18 protein-coding genes are annotated in these 24,895 nt (G+C 62.7%); 11 read left to right on the plus strand and 7 right to left on the minus strand.

Annotated elements, in window-relative coordinates; all coding sequences use genetic code 11:
- Positions 1–60 precede the first annotated feature (60 nt).
- The 8 genes from ELH03_RS20780 to ELH03_RS20815 all read left to right on the plus strand — a co-directional run bounded on the left by ELH03_RS20780 (position 61) and on the right by ELH03_RS20815 (position 10,278).
- On the plus strand, positions 61–792 hold the full coding sequence (locus ELH03_RS20780) for a FadR/GntR family transcriptional regulator (RefSeq protein ID WP_128410272.1): 732 nt from the start codon (positions 61–63) through the stop codon (positions 790–792).
- A 79-nt stretch (positions 793–871) separates the two neighbouring features.
- Positions 872–2,380: an ABC transporter substrate-binding protein gene (locus ELH03_RS20785; protein ID WP_128410273.1), complete on the plus strand. Its 1,509-nt coding sequence runs from the start codon at positions 872–874 to the stop codon at positions 2,378–2,380.
- Between the two features lie 63 nt (positions 2,381–2,443).
- Positions 2,444–3,391 (plus strand): ABC transporter permease, encoded by a 948-nt coding sequence (locus ELH03_RS20790; RefSeq protein WP_128410274.1) that lies wholly within the window; start codon positions 2,444–2,446, stop codon positions 3,389–3,391.
- A complete protein-coding gene (locus ELH03_RS20795; RefSeq protein ID WP_130806783.1) occupies positions 3,388–4,263 on the plus strand; it encodes an ABC transporter permease in 876 nt (291 codons plus the stop codon). The genes ELH03_RS20790 and ELH03_RS20795 overlap by 4 nt, the downstream gene beginning before the upstream one ends.
- Positions 4,264–4,284: 21 nt before the next feature.
- Positions 4,285–6,069: a gamma-glutamyltransferase family protein gene (locus ELH03_RS20800; protein ID WP_130766605.1), complete on the plus strand. Its 1,785-nt coding sequence runs from the start codon at positions 4,285–4,287 to the stop codon at positions 6,067–6,069.
- Between the two features lie 2 nt (positions 6,070–6,071).
- Complete coding sequence (locus ELH03_RS20805) at positions 6,072–6,827, plus strand: DUF1028 domain-containing protein (protein ID WP_128410277.1); 756 nt, start codon at positions 6,072–6,074, stop codon at positions 6,825–6,827.
- Positions 6,828–6,851: 24 nt separating this feature from the next.
- Positions 6,852–8,690 carry an ABC transporter ATP-binding protein gene (locus tag ELH03_RS20810; RefSeq protein ID WP_128410278.1) on the plus strand — a complete coding sequence of 613 codons (1,839 nt, stop codon included), beginning with the start codon at positions 6,852–6,854 and terminating at the stop codon, positions 8,688–8,690.
- 253 nt (positions 8,691–8,943) lie between these two features.
- Positions 8,944–10,278, plus strand: coding sequence for a glucoamylase family protein (locus ELH03_RS20815; protein ID WP_018072016.1), 1,335 nt, complete (start codon positions 8,944–8,946; stop codon positions 10,276–10,278).
- Between the two features lie 99 nt (positions 10,279–10,377).
- On the opposite strand, the gene ELH03_RS20820 is transcribed toward ELH03_RS20815, so the two are convergent.
- From ELH03_RS20820 to hglS, 6 genes are all read right to left on the minus strand, one after another.
- Positions 10,378–11,415, minus strand: coding sequence for an ABC transporter ATP-binding protein (locus tag ELH03_RS20820; protein WP_128410279.1), 1,038 nt, complete (start codon positions 11,413–11,415; stop codon positions 10,378–10,380).
- Positions 11,412–13,079 (minus strand): ABC transporter permease, encoded by a 1,668-nt coding sequence (locus ELH03_RS20825; RefSeq protein ID WP_128402126.1) that lies wholly within the window; start codon positions 13,077–13,079, stop codon positions 11,412–11,414. The genes ELH03_RS20820 and ELH03_RS20825 overlap by 4 nt, the downstream gene beginning before the upstream one ends.
- 63 nt (positions 13,080–13,142) lie before the next feature.
- Complete coding sequence (locus tag ELH03_RS20830; RefSeq protein WP_128402125.1) at positions 13,143–14,159, minus strand: iron ABC transporter substrate-binding protein; 1,017 nt, start codon at positions 14,157–14,159, stop codon at positions 13,143–13,145.
- A gap of 212 nt (positions 14,160–14,371) precedes the next feature.
- Complete coding sequence (amaB, locus tag ELH03_RS20835; protein ID WP_128402124.1) at positions 14,372–15,910, minus strand: L-piperidine-6-carboxylate dehydrogenase; 1,539 nt, start codon at positions 15,908–15,910, stop codon at positions 14,372–14,374.
- A 25-nt stretch (positions 15,911–15,935) separates the two neighbouring features.
- Positions 15,936–17,219, minus strand: coding sequence for an NAD(P)/FAD-dependent oxidoreductase (locus ELH03_RS20840; RefSeq protein ID WP_128410282.1), 1,284 nt, complete (start codon positions 17,217–17,219; stop codon positions 15,936–15,938).
- Between the two features lie 68 nt (positions 17,220–17,287).
- Positions 17,288–18,718 carry a 2-oxoadipate dioxygenase/decarboxylase HglS gene (gene hglS / locus ELH03_RS20845; protein ID WP_128402122.1) on the minus strand — a complete coding sequence of 477 codons (1,431 nt, stop codon included), beginning with the start codon at positions 18,716–18,718 and terminating at the stop codon, positions 17,288–17,290.
- Positions 18,719–18,808: 90 nt separating this feature from the next.
- Between hglS and ELH03_RS20850 the strand changes: the two genes are divergently transcribed.
- The 3 genes from ELH03_RS20850 to ELH03_RS20860 all read left to right on the plus strand — a co-directional run bounded on the left by ELH03_RS20850 (position 18,809) and on the right by ELH03_RS20860 (position 21,444).
- On the plus strand, positions 18,809–19,711 hold the full coding sequence (locus ELH03_RS20850; RefSeq protein ID WP_128402121.1) for a LysR family transcriptional regulator: 903 nt from the start codon (positions 18,809–18,811) through the stop codon (positions 19,709–19,711).
- Between the two features lie 68 nt (positions 19,712–19,779).
- Positions 19,780–20,016 carry an Lrp/AsnC ligand binding domain-containing protein gene (locus tag ELH03_RS20855; RefSeq protein ID WP_003543721.1) on the plus strand — a complete coding sequence of 79 codons (237 nt, stop codon included), beginning with the start codon at positions 19,780–19,782 and terminating at the stop codon, positions 20,014–20,016.
- Positions 20,017–20,265: 249 nt separating this feature from the next.
- Positions 20,266–21,444: a glycosyltransferase family 4 protein gene (locus ELH03_RS20860; RefSeq protein WP_128402120.1), complete on the plus strand. Its 1,179-nt coding sequence runs from the start codon at positions 20,266–20,268 to the stop codon at positions 21,442–21,444.
- A gap of 124 nt (positions 21,445–21,568) precedes the next feature.
- On the opposite strand, the gene ELH03_RS20865 is transcribed toward ELH03_RS20860, so the two are convergent.
- Positions 21,569–24,880 carry an oligosaccharide flippase family protein gene (locus ELH03_RS20865; protein WP_128402119.1) on the minus strand — a complete coding sequence of 1,104 codons (3,312 nt, stop codon included), beginning with the start codon at positions 24,878–24,880 and terminating at the stop codon, positions 21,569–21,571.
- Positions 24,881–24,895 lie beyond the last annotated feature (15 nt).

Genomic DNA, 24,895 nt, shown 5'->3' on the forward strand with positions numbered 1-24,895 from the left:
GGTCGGCGCAATTTGGTTTGCACTGAACCAATAGAAAATTGGTACGGACCATTTAAGCGAATGCCGATGGATGAGATGCAGGGCAATTCGAATTATGCGCTGGAGAGGCTGAGGGCTCTGCTGCGGTCCGAAACTCTCGACGCCGACGGTAAGCTGCCGACCGAGCGCACCCTTTCGGAAATGCTTGGCGTCGGCCGCCGTGCCGTCCGCCGCGCCCTCGAAGTGCTGGAGGCCGAGGGTCGCATCTGGCGCCGCCAAGGCTCCGGCACCTATGCCGGCCCGCGCCCCGACGGCTGGAGCGATCATGTCGGCTCCATCGTTGCCGGCACCGATCTCATGGAAGTCATGGAAGTGCGCCTGCGCATCGAGCCGCAACTCGCCCAGCTTGCCGCCATGCGCGCGAAGGCCGCCGATATCGAGCGCATGTACGATCTGGTGAAGAAGATTTACGAAAGCACCGATGCCGACGGGCGCGAACTCTGGGACGGGGCGCTGCACCGCCAGATCGCCCAATGCGCGGGCAACGGTTTCTTCCTCACCATCTTCGACGTCATCAACCGTGTGCGCCAAGACGAGGCCTGGCAGACGATCCGCGAACGCGCCCGCAGCGCCAGCCGGACGCGGCCCGTCACCTTCGGTCAGCACACGGCGATCGTCGATGCGATCGCCGCTCGTGATCCTGCCAGGGCGGGCGAAGCGATGCGCCAGCATCTGCTGACGCTGCAGGAAAGCCTCATCCGCATCACCTCGCTCGATCACAGCGAAGCGGAGGTCGACAAGACCCTCGCCTGAGCAGGGAGAAAAGAGACGGGCGGGCCATAACCGCCGGAATGGAAGCAAAAACCAAACAAACAAAACAGAGGAGAATGGAATGAAGATCGCCAAATTGCTGACCGCCACCGTTGCCGGCGCGCTGTTTGCGCTTCCTGCCTTCGCCGTCGACCTGAAGATCGGATTGCAGGACGATGCCGACGTGCTTGATCCCGCGCAGTCGCGCACCTTCGTCGGCCGCATCGTCTATACTGCAATGTGCGACAAGCTGGTCGACGTCTCGCCGGATCTGAAGATCGTGCCGCAACTTGCCACCGAATGGAGCTGGTCGGCCGACGGCAAAGAGCTCACCATGAAGCTGCGCCAAGGCGTCAAGTTCCATGACGAGACCCCGTTCAACGCCGAAGCCGTCGTCGCCACCATCGAGCGCAACATCACCCTGCCGGAATCACGCCGCAAGAGCGAGCTCAGTTCGGTCGCAAAGGTCGAGGCGACAAGCGAATACGAGGTCAAGTTCACCCTCAAGGCGCCTGACGTCACTCTTCTTGCCCAGCTTTCCGACCGCGCCGGCATGATCGTCTCGCCGAAGGCCGCCAAGGAACTCGGCGCCAAGTTCGGCGATCACCCGGTCTGCGCCGGTCCGTTCAAGTTCGTCGAACGCGTCCAGCAGGATCGCATCGTGCTCGAAAAGTTCCAGGACTACTGGAACAAGGACAAGATCTTCATCGACAAGCTCACCTATCTGCCGATCCCGGATACGACCGTGCGCCTCGCCAACCTGCGTTCCGGCGATCTCGACATGATCGAGCGCCTGGCCGCGACCGATGCTGAAGCCGTCAAAGCGGATTCGAGCCTCGTCTATGCCGATGCCGTCGGCACCGGCTACATGGCGCTCTATACCAATATCGGCAATGGTGCGCGTGCCGACAATCCTTTCGGCAAGGACAAGCGCCTGCGCCAGGCCTTCTCGCTGGCGATCGACCGCGATGCCGTCAACCAGATCGTCTATGAGGGCACGGCCGTCTCCGGCAACCAGCCCTTCCCGCCGAGCAGCCCGTGGTTCGACAAGGATATTCCCGTCCCCGCCCGCGATCTCGACAAGGCCAAGACGCTGATCAAGGAAGCCGGCTTCGACCGCGTGCCGATCGAGCTGCAGATCCCAAACAATCCCGTCGCTATGCAGATGATGCAGATCATCCAGTCGATGGTCGGCGAAGCCGGCTTTGACGTCAGCCTGAAATCGACGGAATTCGCCACGCTGCTGAGTGAGCAGACCGCCGGCAACTATCAGCTCAGCCGTTCCGACTGGTCCGGCCGAGTCGATCCCGATGGCAACATCCATCAATTCATCACCTGCAAGGGCGGCATCAACGACACGAAATACTGCAATCCCCAAGTGGACAAGCTGCTGAACGAAGCCCGTGCATCGACCGACGATGCCGTACGCAAGCAGAAATACGATGCCGCCGCCGTCATCCTCAACGATGATCTGCCGATCATCTATCTCGGCCATCAGTCCTGGATCTGGGCACTGCACAAGAACATCACCGGCTTCATTCCGTCGCCGGATGGCATGATCCGCCTCGTCGGCGTCAAGAAAGCCGACTGACCATCAGCAAATCATGCGGCGGAAACCCTCCGCCGCATGATCCCAGTCGTGTCAGGATCGCCCATGTATACCTACATTGCCAAACGGCTCTTGGTCGCCATACCGACGCTTTTGATCATTTCGATCTTCGTCTTCTCGCTGCAGAAGCTGCTGCCCGGCGATCCGATCCTCGCCATGGCCGGCGAAGAACGCGACCCGCAGGTTCTCGAATTCCTGCGCGAGAAATACCGGCTGAACGATCCCGTGCCCTATCAATATGTCCGCTGGCTGGGTGCGGCCCTTCAAGGCGATCTCGGCATTTCGCTGCGCACCAACCAGCCGGTTCTGCAGCTCGTCGGCGAAAAGCTGCCGGTCACCATCCAGCTCGCCATCATGTCGATGATCTTCGCCTTTGCGATCGGCGTGCCGATGGGCATCCTGGCGGCCGTCAAGAAGAACACGATGATCGACTATCTCGCCAACATCATCGCGCTGACCGGTCTCTCGATCCCGAATTTTTGGCTCGGCATCATGCTGATCCTCCTGGTTTCGGTCAATCTCGGCTGGTTGCCGGCATCGGGCTACGAACCCTTTTTCAGCAATCCGCTGCGTTCGCTGGAAACCATGCTGATGCCTTCCTTCGTGCTCGGCAATGCGCTGGCCGCGACGCTGATGCGCCATACCCGCTCGGCCATGCTCAGCGTGCTGAGCGCCGATTATATCCGCACCGCGCGCGCCAAAGGACTGCCGGAAAGCACTGTCGTGCTCGAGCACGGCTTCCGCAACGCGATGCTGCCGATCGTGACGTTGACCGCGCTGCTCTTTGGCGAACTGCTTGCCGGCGCCGTGCTGACCGAGCAGATCTTCACCATTCCGGGTTTCGGAAAGCTCATCGTCGACGCTGTCTTCAACCGTGACTACGCCGTCGTCCAGGGGGTGGTGATCTGCACCGCGATCGGCTTCATCCTGATGAACCTCTTGGCCGACATTCTCTACGTCCTGCTCAACCCGCGCATGAGGGCCGCCCTATGACCGCGATTGGAGAGACGGGCATTCCCTCCGCGATCGACCGCACGCCGAGCCGCGCCTGGCGCAAGCTGAAGGCCAACAAGGGCGCCCTCGTCGGCCTTGCGATCATCGCCTTCTTCGCGATCCTCGCGGTTACCGCCCCCCTTCTTCCGATTCCCGATCCGAACGCCACAAGCTGGTCGGCGATCCGCAAGGCCCCGTCCGCCGCCCATTGGCTTGGCACCGATGACATCGGCCGCGACATTCTTTCCCGGATGATCTGGGGCGCGCAGGCTTCGCTGATGGCAGGCGTCTTCTCGGTGGCGATCGCCGTTATCATCGGCGTGCCCTTCGGCCTTATCTCCGGTTATTTCGGCGGCTGGATCGACATGGTGATCTCCCGCATCACCGAAGCCTTTCTGGCCATGCCTTTCCTCATCACCGCGATCGCGCTTGCAGCCTTTCTCGGTCCGAGCCTGACCAATGCGATGATTGCGATCGGCCTTTCGGCCATGCCCGTCTTCGTGCGGCTGACGCGCGGCCAGGTGCTTTCGGTCAAGACCGAGGAATATGTCGAGGGCGCCCGCTCGATCGGCCTCCGGTCCTCGAGCATCATCACCCGCTATATCCTGCCGAACGTCTTTGCACCGATCCTCGTACAGGCGACGTTGACCATCGCCACCGCGATCATCGCCGAGGCGAGCCTCTCCTTTCTCGGTCTCGGGCAGCAACCACCGGCGCCGAGCTGGGGCTCGATGCTGAACGTCACCAAGAATTTCCTCTCCCAGGCGCCATGGATGGCGATGTGGCCGGGTGCCGCGATCTTCCTCGTCGTCATCGGTTTCAATCTTTTAGGCGACGGCCTGCGCGATGCGCTTGATCCGCGCGAAGCATGATTTCTCGAAAGGACATTTGACATGACCGCATTCACGACCCGTCCCGAGATCCTCGGCACCTTCGGTGTCGTCACCTCGACGCACTGGATCGCCTCGGCCGTCGGCATGAGCATTCTCGAAAAAGGCGGCAACGCCTTCGATGCGGCAGTGGCGACGGGCTTCGTGCTGCAGATCGTCGAGCCGCATCTTTGCGGCCCCGGCGGCGACCTGCCGGCGGTGATCTATTCGAAGAAAAAGGACAAGGTCGAGGTCATCTGCGCGCAGGGCCCCGCCCCCGCCGGCGCGACGATCGAACACTACACGGCGGAAGGCCTGAGCCTGATCCCCGGCGACGGGCTGCTTGCAACCGTCATCCCCGGCTCCTTCGATGGCTGGATGCTGATGCTGCGCGACTATGGCTCGATGAGCGTGCGCGATGTCCTGGAACCGGCGATCTATTACGCCGAGCACGGCCATCCGATGCTGCCGCGCGTCTCCGCCACCATCAAAGGGCTCGCCGCCTTCTTCGAGAAGGAATGGCCGACCTCCTATGAGACCTGGCTGCCTGGCGGCAGCGCCCCCGAAGCGCATGCGAATTTCAGGAATCCGGTGCTTGCCGAATCCTGGAAGCGCATCATCGCCGAGGCCGAGGCGAAAAGCGGCCGGGAGGCGCAAGTGCAGGCGGCGCGCGGCGCCTTCTATCGCGGCTTCGTCGCCGAGAAGATCGACGACTATCTCAAAACCGCCGAGGTGATGGATGCGAGCGGCAACCGCCACAAGGGTGTTCTGACCGCGACCGACATGGCGAACTGGTCGGCAACGATCGAGGAGCCGCTGACCTATGATTATCATGGCTGGACGATCGCCAAGATCGGTCCCTGGGGCCAGGGTCCGGTCTTCCTGCAGACCTTGTCGATCCTCAAAGGCTTCGATCTCGCCGCGATGGATCCCGCTGGCGCCGATTTCGTCCATACCGTCGTCGAGGCGATGAAGCTCGCCTTCGCCGACCGCGAAGTCTATTACGGCGATCCTGATTTTTCGGAGATCCCTGTCACGCATCTGCTGTCGGAGACCTATGCCGCCGAGCGCCGCAAGCTGGTCGGCACTGACGCCTCCTTCGATCTTCGCCCCGGCATCGTGCCAGGCTTCGAGGCGCAGCATGATCTGACGATGACGATGCTCGGCGCGGATTCGAAAACCGGCGCCGTCTATGAGCCGACCATGGCGCATCTTTCCGAAAAGCGCGGCGACACCGTGCATATCGATGTGATCGACCGCGACGGCAACATGGTCTCCGTCACCCCGTCCGGCGGCTGGCTGCAATCCTCGCCGACCGTGCCCGGCCTCGGCTTCTGCCTCAATTCCCGCGCCCAGATGTTCTGGCTGAAATCAGGCCTGCCGACGTCGCTTGCCCCCGGCAAACGGCCGCGCACAACACTGACGCCGTCGCTCGGCCTCTATGAGGGTCGCCCGACGCTGGCTTTCGGCACACCCGGCGGCGACCAGCAGGAACAGTGGCAGCTCTCCTTCTTCCTGCGTTATATCAATCACAAGCTGAACCTGCAGGCGGCGATCGACCAGCCGCTGTTCCACACCTCGCATTTTCCGGGCTCCTTCTATCCGCGCACCCGCGAACCCGGCAGCCTTATGGCGGAAGCGAATTTCGGCCCCGATGTCCTTGATGCCCTGCGCCGCAAGGGCCACAAGCTGACGGTCGCCGATCCCTGGACGATCGGCCGGCTGACTGCCGCAAGACGCGATGCCGACGGACTGTTGCGCGCCGCAGCCACCCCGCGCCTGATGCAGGCCTATGCGATCGGGAGATAGTCGTGACCTGGTCGATCGTCGCCCGTGATCCCTTGACCGGTCATCTCGGCATCGCCGTCGCGAGCCGCTTCTTCGCCGTCGGCGCCCTTGTGCCGCATATTCGCGGCGGCATCGGCGCCGTCGCGACCCAGGCCTTCGTCAGCCCGCTTTACGGCGTCGACGGCCTGTCGCTGCTTGCCGCCGGCAAAGCGCCGGAGGAGATCATCGCCGAGCTGACCGCGCGTGACGCCGGCTACAATCAGCGGCAGTTGCACCTCATCAATGCGAAGGGGCGCAACGCCGCCTTCACCGGCGCCGCGTGCATCGACTGGGCGGGGCATCTGATCGACGAAAACGTCTCGGTCGCCGGCAACATGCTCGCGGGTCCAGACGTCGTCGCCAAAACGCTTGCCACCTACAACAAGGCGATGGACAAACCCTTGGCCGAACGCCTGCTGCTGGCGATGCAGGCAGGCGAGGATGCCGGCGGTGACAAACGCGGCAGGCAGTCCGCCGCCCTCGTCATCCACCGCGATCAGGATTATCCGTGGCTGAGTATCCGCGCCGACGATCATCCCGATCCGCTCGGCGAACTTGTCCGCCTCCATGCAGTGGCGGGTGAACGCTACCTGCATGTCGCGGAGACAATGGCGACGCGGCAAAATCCGAACGGCATGACCGACAGGCGGGAGATCGATGAAAAGATCGCGACGCTGGAAGCGGCCCGCATCGCGGCAGGCAGGCCTTCCGCCTCCTTCGCCACGCCTTTGAAGACGTGAATCAGATAAAACTAAGGGAACGACATGAGTGATGTTTCTTCGACCCCCGCCTCTCCTGTTCTCTCCGTCCGGAACCTGACGACCTCCTTCCTCGTCGACGGCGACTGGAAGCCGGTGGTGCGCGACGTCTCCTTCGAGGTCATGCCTGGCGAGACGGTGGCGATCGTCGGCGAAAGCGGCTCGGGCAAGAGCGTCACCTCCCTCTCGATCATGCGATTGCTCGCCAAGGGATCGAGCCGCATCGATGGCGCCATTACCCTGAACGGCAAGGATATTCTCAGCCTTCCGGAAAAGGAGATGCGCCGGGTGCGCGGCAACGACGCCGCCATGATCTTCCAGGAGCCGATGACATCCCTCAACCCGATCTTCACCATCGGCCGCCAGATCTCCGAAGCGCTCACCTGCCACGGCGATATCGGCAAGGCCGAGGCGCGGGCCGAGACCGTGCGCCTGCTGGAAAAGGTCCGCATCCCCAACGCCGCTTCGCGCTTCGACGAATATCCGCACCAGTTCTCGGGCGGCATGCGTCAGCGCGTGATGATCGCCATGGCGCTCGCCAGCCGGCCGAAATTGTTGATCGCCGACGAGCCGACGACGGCGCTCGATGTGACGATCCAGGGCCAGATCCTCGACCTGATCAAGATGCTGCAGGAAGAAGAGGGCATGTCCGTGCTCTTCATCACCCACGACATGGGCGTCGTCGCCGAAATCGCCGACCGCACCATCGTCATGTATCGCGGCGAGGCGGTGGAAACCGGCACGACCGACGACATCTTCCATCGCGGCAGGCATCCCTATTCCCGCGCTTTGCTCTCCGCCGTGCCACGCCTCGGCTCGATGGCCGACCGGAAATGGCCGCTGCGTTTCCCCATCGTCGATACCACGACCGGCGAACGGCGCGAGCCGGTCGAGGTGGCCGATACCGTCGACCGCCGCCGGACGCCGATCCTCGAAGTCAAGAATCTCGTTACCCGTTTCGATATCCGCGGCGGGCTGCTCGGCCGCAAGACGGGCGCGATCCATGCGGTCGAGGACGTCTCCTTCGATCTCTTCCAGGGCGAGACGTTATCGCTCGTCGGCGAATCTGGCTGCGGCAAATCGACCACCGGTCGCTCGATCACCCGCCTCGTCCAGCCGAACGGCGGCAGTGTCAGCCTCGACGGTTATGATGTGCTGAGCCTTGACGCAGTCAGTCTCAGACGGATGCGCCGCAGCATCCAGATGATCTTTCAGGATCCATTCGCCAGCCTCAACCCGCGCATGACCGTCGGCGCCGCCGTCGCCGAACCGATCACCGAACATGGCCTCGGCACCGGCGCCCAGGCCCGCGACAAGGCGGCCGATCTTCTCGAACGCGTCGGGCTGAAACCCGACATGATGAAACGGTATCCGCACGAATTTTCCGGCGGTCAGCGCCAGCGCATCTGCATCGCCCGCGCGCTCGCACTCGATCCAAAGGTGATCGTCGCCGATGAAAGCGTTTCGGCGCTCGATGTCTCGATCAAGGCACAGGTCTGCAATCTGCTGATGGACCTGCAGCAAAGCCTCAACCTCGCTTTCCTGTTCATTTCCCACGACATGGCGGTGGTCGAGCGCGTCAGTCATCGGGTCGCGGTGATGTATCTTGGCGAAATCGTCGAGATCGGCCCGCGCGCCGAATTGTTCAGCAACCCGCAGCACGCCTATACGAAGAAGCTGATGGCAGCCGTGCCGGTTCCCGACCCCTCACGTCGCGGCATCAAGCGTAACCTCGGAACCGACGAGCTCAAGAGCCCCGTTCGCCCGGTTGGCTACGTCGCGCCGCCGCGCCGATACTGGGAAGTGACGGCAGGCCATCTGGTGCGGGTCGATGAAGCCGCCTGAGCGCGAAAACCCACTCTCTGGAGCATCTGATCACAAGTATTGCGGGAAAATAACTCGTGCCGGTGGCGCGTGGGCCGTCTTTTTTGCTGCACCGCTTATATGACTTATGCTAGATATTATTTTACCGATAATTATTAACGACCGATTCCACCCATTTGTGTTCTCTTATCCCTACGAATCAAAAAGGTTTGATTTGCCCGGGGACGGCCACCATGTTGAAGCATGGGGCGATGCAACAGTTGGGTAGGAGCCTATGCTGCAACGGATTGAAGACATTGATGCAGCGCTCGTCGACAGGCTGCAGCATTCGGCGTTCAAGTACTTCCTGAAATATTCCAATCCCGAAAATGGCCTGGTGGCGGATACCTCGATCGGCGGTGTGCCGGCGAGCATTGCGGCCGTCGGCTTCGCGCTTTCCTCCTATCCCGTCGGTGTCGAGCGTTGCTGGATCAGCCGTGAGGAAGCGGCCGAGCGTACGGTCAATACGCTGCGTTTCTTCGCCGAGGCGCGTCAGGGCGAGGAACGCCACGCGACCGGCTACCGCGGCTTCTTCTATCACTTCCTGCATATGGATACCGGCCATCGCGCCTGGAACAGCGAGCTTTCGACCATCGATACGGCGCTGCTTGTTGCCGGCATCCTGACATCAGCGCAATATTTCAATCGCGAAGACGACGAGACGGAGACTGAAATCCGTGAACTCGCCACCTTCATCTACGAGCGCGTTGACTGGCGCTGGGCGCTGAACAAGGGCGACACCATTTCCATGGGTTGGAAGCCCTCATCCGGCTTCCTGCGTTGGCGCTATCACGGCTTCGACGAGGCGATCATTCTCTATACGCTGGCGCTCGCGTCGCCGACGCACCCCATTCCGCAATCGAGCTACGACGCCTTCACGTCAAGCTATTCCTGGATGCTGCACGGCGAGCAGTCCTATCTCTATGCCGGGCCGCTCTTCATCCACCTCTTCTCGCATGCCTGGATCGATTTCCGCACCATTCAGGACAAGCCGATGGCGGAGCGGAACTGGGACTATTTCCGCAACACGCAGGTGATGATCAACGTCCAGCGTGACTATGCCGAACGCAATCCCGGTCAATTCGTCGGCTACAACAGGAATATCTGGGGTTTCTCCGCCTGTGACGGCCCGCCGCCGACACGGCGCATGCGCGGCGGCCGCCAGCCGAAGGTTCTGGGTTATGCCGCCCGCGGCGCACCGCTCGGCCCGGATGACGGCACGATCGCACCCTGGGCAGCACTTGCCTGCCTGCCCTACGACCGGCAGGCGGCTCTCGACGGCACCAAGGCGCTTCTGACCACCTATCCGAACCTGCTCTTGGAAGGCGGCTTCCCCGGCGGCTTCAATCCGACGGTCAAGACCAAGCGGCCGGAAGGCTGGGTCGACGACCGCACCGTCGGCATCGACCAGGGCCTTGTCGTCATGACAATCGAGAACGACCGTTCGGATTTCATCTGGAAACTGATGCGGCAATCGCCGGTCATCCGCCTCGGGCTCGAGCGCGCCGGCTTTACCGGTGGCTGGCTCGAAGGCATCGAGCCGGAAGAAGTGGTGCGCAAGTTCGGCTAGCGCATAAGCCCGGAAATCGAAGTGGATTTCCGGAAAGAATGACACGAAAACTAAAAAAGATAGAGCCCGCACGTCCAATAGGAGGTGCGGGCTCTTAGTTTAGTTCTCGAAGACATGCGCCTTGCCGGCGATATCAAGGCGAACGAGGTCTCCCCGCGCTGGAAGCGCGACGCTCGAGGTCTTGATCAGGATCGGCGGCAAGGCAACGCCGTCGAGCGAAACCGCAACGGTGCAGACCGCGCCGCCGAATTCCACCTCGACGACACGCCCGCCATAGTCGCGATCGCTTTCATCGGCGACGACGCGAATCTGCTCGGGCCGCAGCATGATTTCCGCCTTGCCCTGACGACTGCCCTCGACGGCGACACGGCCGAGGGCGCAGTCTGCGAGGCCGTTTCGGATGATGGCGGGAAGCAGCACCGCATCGCCGAGGAACAGTGCCGTCTCGCGATCGCGCGGATGCAGATACAATGATTGCGGCGACCCGGCCTGGATCAGCCGTCCTTCCCTGAGCACCGCGACCTGATCGGCAAAGGTCAACGCCTCTTCCTGGTCATGGGTGACGAGAATGGTGGTGATGCCGGCCGCCTGCAGTACGCGCGCAACCGCCTTGCGCATGTTTTCCCGCAGGCCGGTATCGAGTGCCGAGAAAGGTTCGTCGAGCAGCATCAGCCGTGGCTTGCGACCGAGCGCGCGGGCCAGCGCCACACGCTGCTGCTGCCCGCCGGAGAGCTGATGCGGGCGCCGCGCCAGCATGCCGCGGTCAAGCTCGACCATATCGAGCAACTCGACGATGCGCTTCTCGCGATCGGCTGCGCCTCGTTCGAAACCGAAGCCGATATTCTCGGCAACGCTTAAGTGCGGAAACAGCGCGCCGTCCTGCGAGACGATGCCGATGCCGCGCTTGTGTGCCGGTACTGTCGCCGGACCATCCGCCAGCAGGTCGCCATCCAGCGTCACTCTACCGACATCGGGTTGCTCGAAGCCGGCAATGATGCGCAGCAGCGTCGTCTTGCCCGAACCGGACGGGCCGACGACGGCCGTGCGGCTGCCGGCCGAGACCTCGAGCGAAATATCCTTCAGCGCCTGAACGGGGCCATAGCGCTTGCTGATGTTTTCGATCGTGAGCAGCGTCATTGGCCGGCGGTCCGTTTCGATTGGGTATAGAGCATCAGGGTGAGCGGCAGCGACAGCACGACCATCATGAAGGCGTAAGGGGCGGCCGAGACATAGTCGATCTCGCTGGTCAGCGACCAGAATTTCGTCGCCAGCGTGTCGACGCCGTTGGGCGACAGCATCAGTGTTGCCGTGAGTTCATTGGTGATGCCGAGTGCGGCCAGCGCGACGCTGGCGGCCGCTCCCGGTGCTGCAAGCCGCATGGTGATCTGCCGCACCGCCTGGCCCGGCGTGCGGCCGAGGCCCATCGCGGCGCGCTCCAGCTCCACCGGGGCCTGGGCAATGCTGGCGCGCAGTCCGACCATGGCGCGTGGCAGGAAAAGCATCACATAGGCGACGAGCAGCGTTGCGAAGGTCTGATAGAGCGGCAGCACGAGACGCACGGTGATCGTCACCAGCGCCAGCGCCACGACGACGCCCGGCAGCGAGCCGACATAATAATGGCAGGCTTCGAGCACGCGCTGGAGGCGGCCGGGCGCCCGCACGGAAAGCCAGGCCATCGGTGCTGCGGCAATCGTCGCCAGCACGCCGCCGACAATAGCTAGCACGATCGTCTGCAGGAAGGCGTTGCCGACCTCGATGCGCCAGATATTGGTGCCGCCAAGATAGAGCCAGCGGCCAAGCGTCACCAGCGGCACGCCGAGCGTCAGGACCGCCAGAATGACAGGAAGCAAAACGGCGGGCACCACGAACCAGCCCAGCCGGCGGCGGTCCGTGGGGCGTGGCGAGCCGGAGCCGACGCGGGCATAACGTTCGTTGCCGCGCACCAGCACCTCGAAGCCGAGTAGAAAAAGACAGCAGGCCACAAGCACGCCGCCGAGCATGTTAGAGGCCGGGCTGTTGTAGGAGGACTGGAACTGGTCGACGATCGCAGTCGCGAAAGTGTCGAACCGGATCATGACGAACAGGCCGTACTCCGAAAGCAGATGCAGGGCGATCAGCAGCGAACCGCCGCAGATGGCGAGCCTGAGCTGCGGCAGCACGGCGCGGAAGAAGACGCGCCAGGGATTAAGGCCCAACGAGGCCGCGGCATCCTCGATGGCCGGATCGAGACGGCGCAGCGCTGCGGCGACCGGCAGGTAGAGGAACGGATAGTAGGCGATGACCGAGACGAAGACGCCGCTCTGCAGGCCGCGCATGCCGGGAACGAGGCTGACCCAGGCATAGCTGTGCACGAAGGCAGGCACGGCGAGCGGAGCGATTGCCAGCCAGGCCCAGAGCCGCGCGAAAGGAATGTCCGTCCGTTCGGTCAGCCAGGCGAGCGTCACGGCAAGCGCGATCGACAGTGGAATGGTAATCGATTCCAGGAGAACCGTATTGACGAGAAGTTCGCCGACGCGCGGCCGGAAGACCAGGCTCTTCACCGTTTCCCAGCCGACATCGTAGGTCACCCAGCCGATGAAACCGAGCGGCACGAGACTGAAGATCGCGACGACGGTGGCGAGGAGGATCACCGAAGCGTGCGGCATGCGTCCGCGCGGCAAAACTATTCGCGTGGCCCTCGGCGCGACCGGCGCCTGGTTGCCGGATGCGAGCAATCTGTTGTCCTGCAGCAAGGCCGATGCCTTTACACGCTGAAAAAGGAAGGCAACCGCCTTTGAAGGGCGGTTGCCGGATATCGTCATGCCCTAAGGTTTTCTTGAGCCAAATGCAATAGTTTTGGCCGGAAGACGCCTGCGGCAGAAAGGTTAGATCAAGCCGGCAGCCGTCATCAGCTCGACGACCTTCTTGCTGTCGAGGGTCGAAGCTTCGACCTTCGGAGCATTGAGATCGGCAAGCGGAGTGAGCTTGTCGTTGGAAGGCGCATCCTTGCCGATGGCATATTCATAGGAATCCCCGTCCTTGAGGACTGCCTGGCCAGCCCTGCTGGTGAGGAACTTCAGGAAAGTCTGCGCTTCCTTCATGTGCTGCGTGGACTTCAGGATGCCGCCGCCCGAAACGCTGACAAAGGCGCCCGGATCCTGGTTCTTGAAGTAGTGCAGGCCAACATTCTTGCTGTTCTCGCCTGTTTTGGCCTGATCGCCGAACCAATAATAGTGATAGATGATCGCGCCTTCGACTTCGCCGGCGTTGACGGCCTTCATGGCGACGCTGTTGCCCTTGTAGGGCGTGGCGTTTTCCTTGAGAGCCTTCAGCCAGTCGGCTGTCGACTGCTCGCCCTTGAGCTGCAGCAGGGCAGCGACGATGGCCTGGAAGTCGGCACCGGCAGGTGCTGCACCCCAGCGGCCCTTCCAAGCGGGATCTGCGAGGTCGAGCATCGACTTCGGCAGCTTGTCTTCGGTGAGCTTGGTCTTGTCATAGGCAAAAACGGTGGTACGGGCGGCAATGCCGGTCCACATGCCGTCAGCCGGGCGATACTGATCCGGAACCTGATCCAGCGTTTCCTTTTCGATGGGGGCAAAGAGGCCCGCGCCATCGACCAGCGTCATTGCCGGCGAATTCTCGGTCAGGAAGACATCCGCCGGAGAGGCATCGCCTTCCTGGATGATCTGATTGGCGAATTGCATGTCGCTGCCCTGGCGCATGGTGACCTTGATGCCGGTCTCCTTGGTGAAGGCATCGATCCATTCACGACCCAGGCTTTCGTGCTGGGCATTGTAAACGACGAGACCTTCGTCCTGCGCACTGGCGCTGCCTGCGAGCGCGGTAGCGGAGAGAAGCGAAGCGGCAAGCGCGAGGGAAAAACGGTTAAGAGCAATGTTCATGATGGCCTCCGTGGCGATGTCACCCGAGCTCTCCAAGGGCGATGAGAGGCGTATATTTTTCCTGACTGCCGATTTCAAGTTTGGCTTGGCCAGAAAAGCCATCACAATATCTTGACTAAATATTTCATATTACAGGGGAATAAATCTCGATTTGGCAAAAAAGGCGACGCCTCCCGAGCGCCGCCTCTCTTTTGCAGCCTTTTGCCGCCGACTTATTCGACGTCGAACTTGACGCCCTGCGCAAGCGGCAGCGTCCTGCCGTAATTGATCGTGTTGGTGGAGCGGCGCATATAGGCCTTCCAGGAATCCGAGCCGGATTCGCGGCCGCCGCCGGTTTCCTTCTCGCCACCGAAGGCGCCGCCGATCTCGGCACCGGATGGTCCAAGGTTGACGTTGGCGATGCCGCAATCCGAACCGCGGGCGGAGACGAAGGTTTCGGCCTCGCGCATGTCGTTTGTGAAGATCGACGACGACAGTCCCTGCGGCACGGCATTGTGCAGCGCCAGCACGTCATCGAAATCGCTATATTTCATCACATAGAGGATTGGCGCGAAGGTCTCGTGCTCGACCGGTCCGGTCTGATCAGGCATTTCGACAAGCGCCGGGCGAACGTAGAAGGCGTCAGCCGAACCATTGTCGACGCGGTCACCGCCGGTCACCGTGCCGCCGGCTGACTTCGCCTCGCCAAGCGCTGCTTGCATCTTCTCGAAAGCCTGGCCGTCGATCAGCGGTCCCACAAGCGTGCCGGTCTCGAGCGGATTGCCGATGGTGACCGAGCCGTAGGCCTTCTGCAGGCGCGGCACCAGCTGGTCGTAGACGCTCTCATGGACGAAGAGACGGCGCAGCGTCGTGCAGCGCTGGCCGGCCGTGCCCATGGCGGAGAAGGCGACGCCGCGCAGTGTCAGGTCGAGATCGGCCGTCGGGCAGACGATCGCTGCATTGTTGCCGCCGAGTTCGAGAATGGCGCGGGCAAAACGCTGCGACAGGCGCGGACCGACGGCGCGGCCCATGGCCGTCGAGCCTGTGGCAGAAACCAGCGGGATCTTCGGATGATCGACCAGCACTTCGCCAACCTCGCGGCCGCCGATGATCAGCGTCGACAGATTGGCCGGTGCGCTACCGCCCTCGGCGACGAAACGCTTCAGCGCCTTTTCGAACAGCGCCTGCACCGCAAGCGCCGTCAACGGCGTCTTTTCCGAGGGCTTCCAGACGGTGGAATTTCCACAGACCATCGCAAGCGCCGCATTCCACGACCAAACGGCAACAGGGAAGTTGAAGGCGGAGATGATGCCGATCACGCCGAGCGGGTGCCAGCTTTCCATCATCCGGTGCTCGGAGCGCTCGGTGGCAATCGTCAGACCGTAGAGCTGTCGGGAAAGGCCGACCGCGAAATCGCAGATGTCGATCATCTCCTGCACTTCGCCGAGGCCTTCGGAGGTGATCTTGCCGACCTCGATCGAGACGAGACGGCCGAGCGCCGTCTTTCCGGCGCGCAGCTCCTCGCCGAGCAGGCGGACCAGTTCGCCGCGCTTCGGCGCCGGCACGGCACGCCATTCGAGGAAGGCCTGGTGCGCCGCTTCGATCGCCGCCTTCGTCTCGGAAACGGAATGTTCCCTGAGTTTGCCGATTTCCTTGCCGGTGACCGGCGAGGTGACGGAAAGCGTGCCGCCGTGATAGCGGCTGGCATCGACGCCGAGGTCGGCAAGCAGCTTGGCGGTTTCGGTGGCGAGATCGAGGACGGCGATGGTCATTGTCGTGTTTCCAATCTTATTGTGCTTAGAAGCGTGCATCGGCGAAATGGGCGACCTGAGCGCCGGCTTCGTACCATATTTCCTTGAGCGCACGGAAGCTCGGCTCGCTGGGTGCCGTTAGCGGCAGCGGCAGATCGGCTTCGCCAATCCGGCCGAGGATATGCTCCGCCAGCGTGCGGCCGAAGACCGTGCCGGGCGCAATGCCGCGGCCATTGTAACCCGAAAAGCCGACGACATTCGGGGCGAATTTGTGGAAGCGCGGCAGCGCATTGTCGGTCATGCCGATCTGGCCATACCATTCGCACTCGAATTCGACATCGCCGATAACAGGGAAAAGCCGCTTCAATGCACGTTTGGCCCAGCCCTTGTGTACGGCAAGCCCGGTATTGCGCAGCGCCCCGACGCTGCCGAAAACGAGACGGCCGGCCTGATCCATGCGGAAGGAGGAGAGAATTTCCTTGGTATCCCATGCGCCTTCCCGCCCTGGCAGGATCGACTGACGCAGATTGTGGCCGAGCGGCACGGTGGCAAAATTGAAATAGGGCAGATGCACCTGTTCGCTGCGCACCTGTTCCCACGGGCCGGTGCTGTAGGCATCCGTCGCAACGACGATCCATTCGGCGCTGACTTCGCCGCTTGCCGTCTTCACGGTCCAGCGGCTGCCGTTACGCTCCGTTGCGATGACCGGGCTGGCCGTATGAATGGCGACACCGGCCTTGACGGCGGCATGGGCAAGGCCGCGCGCATAGCCAAGCGGCTGCAGCGTGCCGGCGCGTTTGTCGAGCAGCGAACCGGTATAGGCATCGCTGCCGATGCGTTTTGCCGTTTCCGCCGCATCGAGCAGCGTCACGGCTGCGCCGCGGGCGGACCATTGCGCCGCGCGATCCTCGATCTCCTTCAGCCCGTCCGCGCCGACCGCGCAATGCAGCGTGCCGTTCCGTTCGAGTTCGCAGGCAATCTGATGTTTGTCGATCAGCTCCATGACCAGCTTCGGCGCATTGCCGAGCAGATCGAGCAGACGTTCGCCATGCACCGGGCCGAGCACGCCAGGCAGATCGTTCGGCATCACCCACATGCCGGCATTGATCAGCCCGACATTGCGCCCGGCACCGCCGAAGCCAATCTCCTTGGCCTCCAGCAGCACCACCTTCGACCCGGCTTCGGCAAGGTGCAGGGCGGAAGAGAGGCCGGTGTAACCGCCGCCGACGATGACGACGTCGGCCGAAATCGCACCGTCGAGAGGCGAGGTCGTCGGCGCTTCGGGCGCTGTCTTTTCCCAGAGGCCGTGGGAGCGCGGATCATTCAGCATGGCTCAGTCCGATCAGAGCGAAATCGCGGATACTCTAATGCATAAAAGAAAGTGTTGAACCTGCCATTTCACGCAACGGTCTTCAGCGGCAGGCCCGCAAGGCCGAGCGCGGCCAGTGCCGAATCCAGCGACGCAGCCTGGCGTTCGGCGTAAAGTGCCAGCTCGTCCTGAACGGTAGCACCCAGTGCTGCCTCGAAGGCGTCACGGTTCGAGCGGGTCGCATAGTTCTGCTGCTGGTCGGTGCCGAGGTTCGACTGGAAGATGCCGGCCGCGCTGACGGGCAGGAAGTCTTCGTAGACGATCGGCGTGAAGGCAAGGTAACCCTTGGCGATCAGCGACTCCGGATCGCTGGGCAGCGTGCTGCCGGCTGCGGCGGCAATGCCCGCAGGCGTCGCGGCATAGCGGAAGAAGGCCAGCCCCTCGTTGCGCAACTCATCCCAGCTGTCCGGCAGTGCCTTGAAACGTGCGGCGAGTTCGTCGTCGTAGGCGCCGGCCTTGGCGCCGCCGGCGCCCACCTGCACCTCGCCGCGAACCGAGGCGAGCAGCTGGTCGTAGAGCGCCCGGCCCTTCGCCGTCAACGCCACGCCGCGCTGTTCGATCTCCCCGAAGCGGGCGGTATGCGTCCCTTGAATCGCACCGTCATCATCGGAAAAGGCGATCGTTTCCTCCAGCGCCTTGAAACTCGTCTGTCGCAGCAGGATATCGCAATGACGGCGCGGCGGCCCTTCGATGACAGCCTTCGGCGTGATGCCGCGTTCCGGCATGCGGGCCTGGACTGCGTCGATATCGAGCGTGCGCGGCGTCAGATGGTTGATATGCGGCCCCTTGAAGCTGACGACGTCGGCGATCAGCCGATGCGCATCGTGCAGCCGCTTATAGGTTTCGGCGCTGACTGTCGCTTCGCCATGCCAGCGGAAGGTTTCCAGCGCCTCGGCGACGAATTCCGTCGCTTCCGCCTCGGTCAGTCCGCCGTTCTGCTCGTGGCGCTCGATCAGCGCGACGGCGCGCGGCGTATAGATCCGCCGTTTCGCCAGAATGGCTTCGGCTTCGCCGCGCAACCCCTCGTCCTCGATCAGCTCCAATCGCAGCAGCGAGGTGAAGACGCGGAATGGATTGACGTTGAGCGCTGCCTCGTCGATTGGCCGGAAGCTGGTGGAATGAACCGGCACACCGGCGACCGAAAGATCGTAATAGCCGACCGGCTGCATGCCCATGACCGCAAACAGCCGGCGGATAGTGAAGAGCTCGTCGGCCGTACCGAGCCGGATGGCGCCGTGGCGCTCGACATCGATGCGCTCCAGCTCGCCGGCTTGGGCTAGGCGATCGCGCAGGTCAGGATTCTTTTCAAGGCAGCCGGCATTCACATCCGCCACCAGTTCGATCAGCGTGCCGTATTGCGGCACCTCCGCCCGGTACATCTGCGACATCGCCTCGGTGAACAACGATCGGATGCGGTCTGGGGAAACGAAGGCTTGCGGCATTGGGAAACTCCGGCTCATTCCGTTTTTGCAGGATGAACCTCTTTACACGCGCGACAAAGCCGCAAATATCGCTATTTCGGAAATAGCCCATTCTGAAACGGAATAACCATGCTGACGTCTAGACGTTTTCTGCCATCGATTTCGCATCTCGCCGCCTTCGAGGCGGTTGCCCGCACCGGCAGCGTGACGGCAGCGGCGCGCGAACTCGATCTGACGCAGAGCGCCGTCAGCCGCCAGGTAAGCGCGCTGGAGGAGCAGCTTGGCGTCGAGCTCTTCCTGCGCGAACGCCAGACCATGCGGCTGACGCTTGCCGGCGACGGATATGCCCGCGAGATTCGCGAGGCCCTGCGGCGGATATCGAGCGCCTCGCTGAACTTGCGCGCCAATCCGCATGGCGGCACGCTCAATCTCGCCATCCTGCCGACCTTCGGCACACGCTGGCTGGCGCCGCGCCTGGGGCGCTTTCTCGCCGCCAATGCCGGCGTGACCATCAATCTGGTGACCCGGCTTTCGCCCTTCGATTTCCGCCTCGATTCGATCGACGCCGCCATCCATTTCGGCCACCCGCACTGGCCGGGCGCCGAACTCGCGCTTCTGATGTCGGAGCGCACGGTGCCGGCCTGCAGTCCGGATTTTCTGAAGCGATACGCGATCAAAGCGCCGGAAGATCTGCTCGCTGTTCCGCTTCTGCACCTGACGACTCGTCCTGACGCCTGGGAGCAATGGTTCGCCGGCAACGGCGTTTCCTTCGAAAGTGTGCACGGCATGCTCTTCGACCAGTTCGCCACCGCTGCGCAGGCGGCAATCGCCGGCCTCGGCGTCGCCCTGCTGCCGACATTCCTGATGCAGGAGGAGATCAGGCGCGGCGATCTCGTCGCCGCTGTCGACCGTGAAATGGAAAGTCGCGAGCGCTATTATCTCGCCTTTCCGCCCGAGCGCGCCGATTATGCGCCGCTTGCCGCCTTTCGTGACTGGATCGTCGCAGAAGCCACCGCCAACCCGGCTGTGTGACGAACGGCTTGCATCGGCATGGCGCTTTCGACCATTATGCCTACCAAACAACTTTGCAGGAAATCTCCATGAAGCCGATCTTCGTCCAGCTCCAATGCGCACCCGGCAAGACCTATGATGTCGCCGACGCCATCTACCAGACCGAACTGGTCTCGGAGCTCTATTCGACCAGCGGCGACTACGATCTGCTGCTGAAGGTCTATATCGAGGAAGGCCAGGATATCGGCAAATTCATCAACGACAACATCGCCAATATTCCCGGCATCGTCCGCTCGCTGACGACGCTGACCTTCAAGGCATTCTAGAGCAATTCCAGCAAAAGTGCGCTGCGGTTTTGCGTCCGGAATTGCGTGAAAACAAAAGAGATAGAGCGTTTCCGTGATTCGAGAAAAACGGAAACGCTCTGAATTCCCGTCAGACACGGTTAACCTTTTTCGCGAAGATTGGCCCTCGCAAGCGGTCGCCTAAACCGCGCCTTAACGCCGGGCATATCTGGTCGTTGTTATCACGAGCTCGCATCAGCGCGGGCCGGCACGTGCAGCGATAGGTGGAAAATGTCGATCGTCGAAGCGGATAGGACGCGCGCGAAGCCGCAGTTGGAAACGGCTCCGCTGATCGTCCATGTCGTGCGCCAGTTCCTGCCCAATCGCGGCGGCCTGGAAGACGTGGTCGCCAATCTCGCCCGCCAGACCGTGCGCCGCGGTTACCGTGTGCGCGTCGTCACGCTGGATTCGCTCTTCACCGCGCCTGAAGACAAGCTGCCGCTTCGCGAAGATATCGACGGCATTGAGGTGGTGCGCATTCCCTGGTTCGGCACCAGCCGCTATCCGCTGGCACCGCAGGTTTTTCGCCATCTCGCCGATGCCGATCTCGTCCATGTCCATGCCATCGACTTCTTCTTCGACGCGCTCGCCTGGGGACGGCGGCTGCACGGCAAGCCGATGATCGTCACCACCCATGGCGGCTTCTTCCACACGCGGAAATACGCGACGATCAAGAAGATCTGGTTCCGGACGCTGACTCGTGCTTCGGCGATGGCTTACCGCCGCGTCGTCTGCTGCAGCGCCTCCGACCTCAAGCAGTTTTCCGAGATCGTGCCCGACAGCCTCCTGATCGAAAACGGCGCCGATATCGGCAAGTTTGCCGACACCGCTTCACGCCGGGCAAAGCGCCGCATCGTCACGATCGGCCGGTTCTCGGTGAACAAGCGCATCGACCATCTGCTCGATGCAATGGCCGCGCTGAAGACCCGCGACCCGGAATGGCATCTCGACATCGTCGGCGCCGAATCCGACCTGGACCGGGCGGATGTCGAAGGCGCAATCGAAAGCCGCCATCTTTCCGGCCGCGTCACCCTGTATGTGTCGCCCGACAACGACACCATCCGGCGCATCATCACAGAAGCCTCGATTTTCGCCTCCGCCTCGGAATATGAAGGTTTCGGCCTGGTGGCGCTGGAGGCGATGAGCGCCGGTCTCCTGCCGGTGCTGAACGCCAACGATGCCTTTGCGACGCTTGCCGCCCGGCATCCCGTTCTCATGCTTGCCGATTTCACCAGTCCTGAGAGTGCCGCCACGGCGCTCGAAACGGCCTATGAACACCTTTCGCGCCAACCGGACACCGTTCGAGCGGAGCTTCTCGACGCCGCCCGCGGCTATTCCTGGGATATCGTCGCCGGACGCTATATCGATCTCTACAGATCGCTTGATGTCGTCGCCGCGGAAAGCATCTGATCCCGCCTAAAGCGCGTCGCGCTCTTTCAGATTTGCTTGCGGACTTTAGGTCTTTGTTTTCCGCATGTCTTAGGCGCAAAACCGCTGCACACTTTTGCGCGACATGTTTTAGCTGAAATCCCGGTCATGCTCTGGCGAGACGGATGATCTCGTCGAGCACGAATTTGCGCGATTGCGGCGGCGTCAGATTGTGGTCGGCATCCGGCAGCATCAGCAGGCGCACGTTCGGATAGCGGGAAAGTCTGGCGCCGCGCGGCCCGAAGTGGAAATAGACGTGGTCGAGCCCGACATCGCCCTCGCTGTAGATCAGCGTCAGCGGCACCTTGCGCTTGCCGAACAGCGCGAAGGAGTGCCGGACCTCGCGGGCGATATGGCGCCGGTCGGGAAGCAGCTCGAGCACCGGCGCGATCCACGGCGACAGCCGGCGGCCGGCGGCGATAACGATATTCTGCAGCGCTGCAACGACGTCCACCTGGCCGCGCAGCAGCCGCTTCAGCGTGTCGAGTCGCGCCAGGCGCTGGCTGTAATCATCCAGGCTGCGGGGGACGGAGACGACATGCTCTCTGCGCACCGGCATGTCAGGATCCCAGTAATAGACGAAGGGATTGATCGACACGACAGCCTTCAAGCGCTCGTCGGCGACGCCGGCGCGGAAGGCGACATAGCCGCCGCTGCATCGGCCGGCGACCATGACGGGGCCGGCGACGACGCCTTCGAGCAGATCGAGCGCAGCGACCGCATCTCCGGTCTGCGTATCCGAATAAAGCACCTGTTCCGGCGCATCCGGCCGCGGCGGGCTGTCGCCGACATTGGCGGAATCGAAACGCAGCGAAACGACGCCTTGGCGGGCGAGCTCGCGCGCCATATCAACCGTCGTCCGCCCCCAGCCGGCATGCCGGTCATAGGCCGTCGACAGGAAGAGCACCGCATTGCCCTTGATCTCGCCGAGCGGCCGGCTGACGACACCGACCAGATGATTATGGCTTCCGAATCGGACCGGCGTTTCCGCAAAATCATCGCCGGCAAGCAGCGGGTTGTCGATCGCCGCCGGCGAATGGGCGGCGGATGTCTCTGTCGTCGTTGCCTCCAGCCACGTCGTCAGCAGCGCGACGACAGCCATCGGCGTCTTGGCAAACAGCGGATTGGTGGCGAGCTCGTCATAACCTTCGAAGGCTGTCTGCTCGACATCGGCGCCAAGCGCCTTCAGCGCATCGGCAAAGCCGGTATCCTCGGCCTTGGCAGGACGCTCGAGGATCAGATAGCGGGAGGCCGCAAGCCCCTGCGGCGAGGCGATGTTGAGCTTTCCGAGCTCGGCAGCGATTTCCTCGGGCATGACGAGCCCGGCGATCTGCACCTTCGCGGTCTGGACATGCTCCTTGCCGAGGCCGAGATCGGCATCGATGATCTTGGACCACATGTTGAGTTCGCGCAGATAGGCCCTGCCGCTCAGCACCGGCGCCAGCATGACGAGGCTGTCGACGCCTTCGATCGAGGAACCGACGCGATGGGCAAGCGTCGCGCCGAGGCCCTGTGCGATGAGGATGATACGGTCGCAGCCGCTCAGCGACTTCAGCTTGTCGGCGGCCGCACGGATCGAGTTTTCCCAGGTTTCCAGCCTTGCCGGCAGCGCCCCGAAGTCGAGCGCGTCGCCGGTGCCGCGATAGTCGAAGCGCAGGCTCGGCACGCCGATATCCGAGAAATGCTCGGCCGCGACGCGGAAGAATTTGCGGCTGCACATCTCCTCGAAACCCCAGGGGCTGACGAAGAGCACGGCGGCCGAACGTTTCTTCGAGAGAGGATTCTCAGGCATGAACAGCCCGATCGTGCCGTCGAAGACGACAGGCAGGGCAGCGTTGCGCCCCGCACCCTCGGCCGGTTCCAGCGAGAATTCGCCGGGCGCGACCTTGGCGCGATCGGGATCGCCGGGAAGCCGAGGCGCGATGAAATTGATCGCATGGCCAACCGGTCGCCGCAGCAGGGACGGCATCTTGTCGAGAATGGAGCGCATGACTTCGACATCCTCGCCCGGCACCGCGCGCAACACCCGGAGTGCTGCAAAATAGGCGAATGCGCCGGCGATGATCGCGCCGACCAATCCGGCCGGACCCTGGACGAATTCCAGCACGGAAGTCGCTCCGCAAGCACAGAGGACGGAGGCGAGCGTCACCTTCGTCAGGCTTGCGTAGAGACCCGAAAGCTGGGATCCGAATCCTGTCTGTCTGATCATCATCACCGACATCGCAACGAATACGAGGATGCGCACGAGTGCGGCACCCTCGGCCGCAAGCCTAGGTACGATCAGTAAACAACCCGCTACCATCAGTAGGCCACCTATCACACTGATGTTCAGGCGGGAGCGGGCCCTGTCCATCGACAGCAGGTAGAGGCTGAGGATCTGCATGAAGGTATAGGCGGGAGCGACGAGTGCAAGCAGCGCCACCACTGTTCCGCTGCGGCGGAACGCTTCGCCGAACACCACGAGCACCAGTTCGCTGGAAATAGCGGCAAGCCCGAGGCTCATCGGCAGCACGATATAGGCCATGCTGCGGGTGACGGCGGCAAAGACCTCGACCGGCAATGTCGAATCGTCGCTGCTGTGGCGCCGCTCGGAATAATAGGGCAGCAGGCTGCCGGTCATCTGGATCGGCAATTGCAGCGCGATGTTCGCGATCGACAAGCCGACGGCATAATAGCCGACCATCTCCACCGACCAGAACTGCTGCAGAAAGAGCAGCTCGAGCCGGTTGAGGAAGATGGAATCGATGATGAACTGGATCGACAGGATGACGGAGGAGGAGGCGAGATACTTCAGCGAGACCCCGCACCAGTCGCGCCGCGCCAGAAGGATCGGCAGCGTGGCGAAAAACAGCACGAGTTGGCCGAGCGCATAACCGACGAGAACACCCTCAACGCCGTAGAAAACGGCGCCGACGGCAACGCCGGCAAGCTGCACGATCGAGACGGCGACCGTCAGCTTAAAGAAGGCGCCCAGCTTCTTTTCGCCGATCAGATAGAATTTGACGAAGGATCCGATCGCCTGGATGAAGAACAGCACGCCCGTGACCAGAGCGACGGATGGCGCGGTGTCGGCCCAGTGCATCTTTTCGGACGTCAGGAAGAACAGCGCATAGAGCGCCAGCAGCACGACGGTCGAGAACATCATGAAGCTGACGAGGATGGCGGCAAAACCCCGCCGGCGGCGCGCATCGAAGCCCTCCGCCGAAAGTTGCGGCAACGTCTTCAGCAGCGTGATGCTGGAGCCGAGCTCGGCGATCGAGGCGCCGGTCACCACCAGCCAGAGCGAAAAGGCGACGATGCCGTTGGCTTCCGGCCCGAGCATCCGCGCGGTTATGATCGAGGAAACGAAGCCCGTCAGAAGCAGCAGCATGCCTGCCGCCGCGTTCATCACTGAGTTCGCGATAATACCCTTCGACATCTGTCCATCCGTCAG

Source organism: Rhizobium beringeri (genome assembly GCF_004306515.1).
Taxonomy (GTDB): domain Bacteria; phylum Pseudomonadota; class Alphaproteobacteria; order Rhizobiales; family Rhizobiaceae; genus Rhizobium; species Rhizobium beringeri.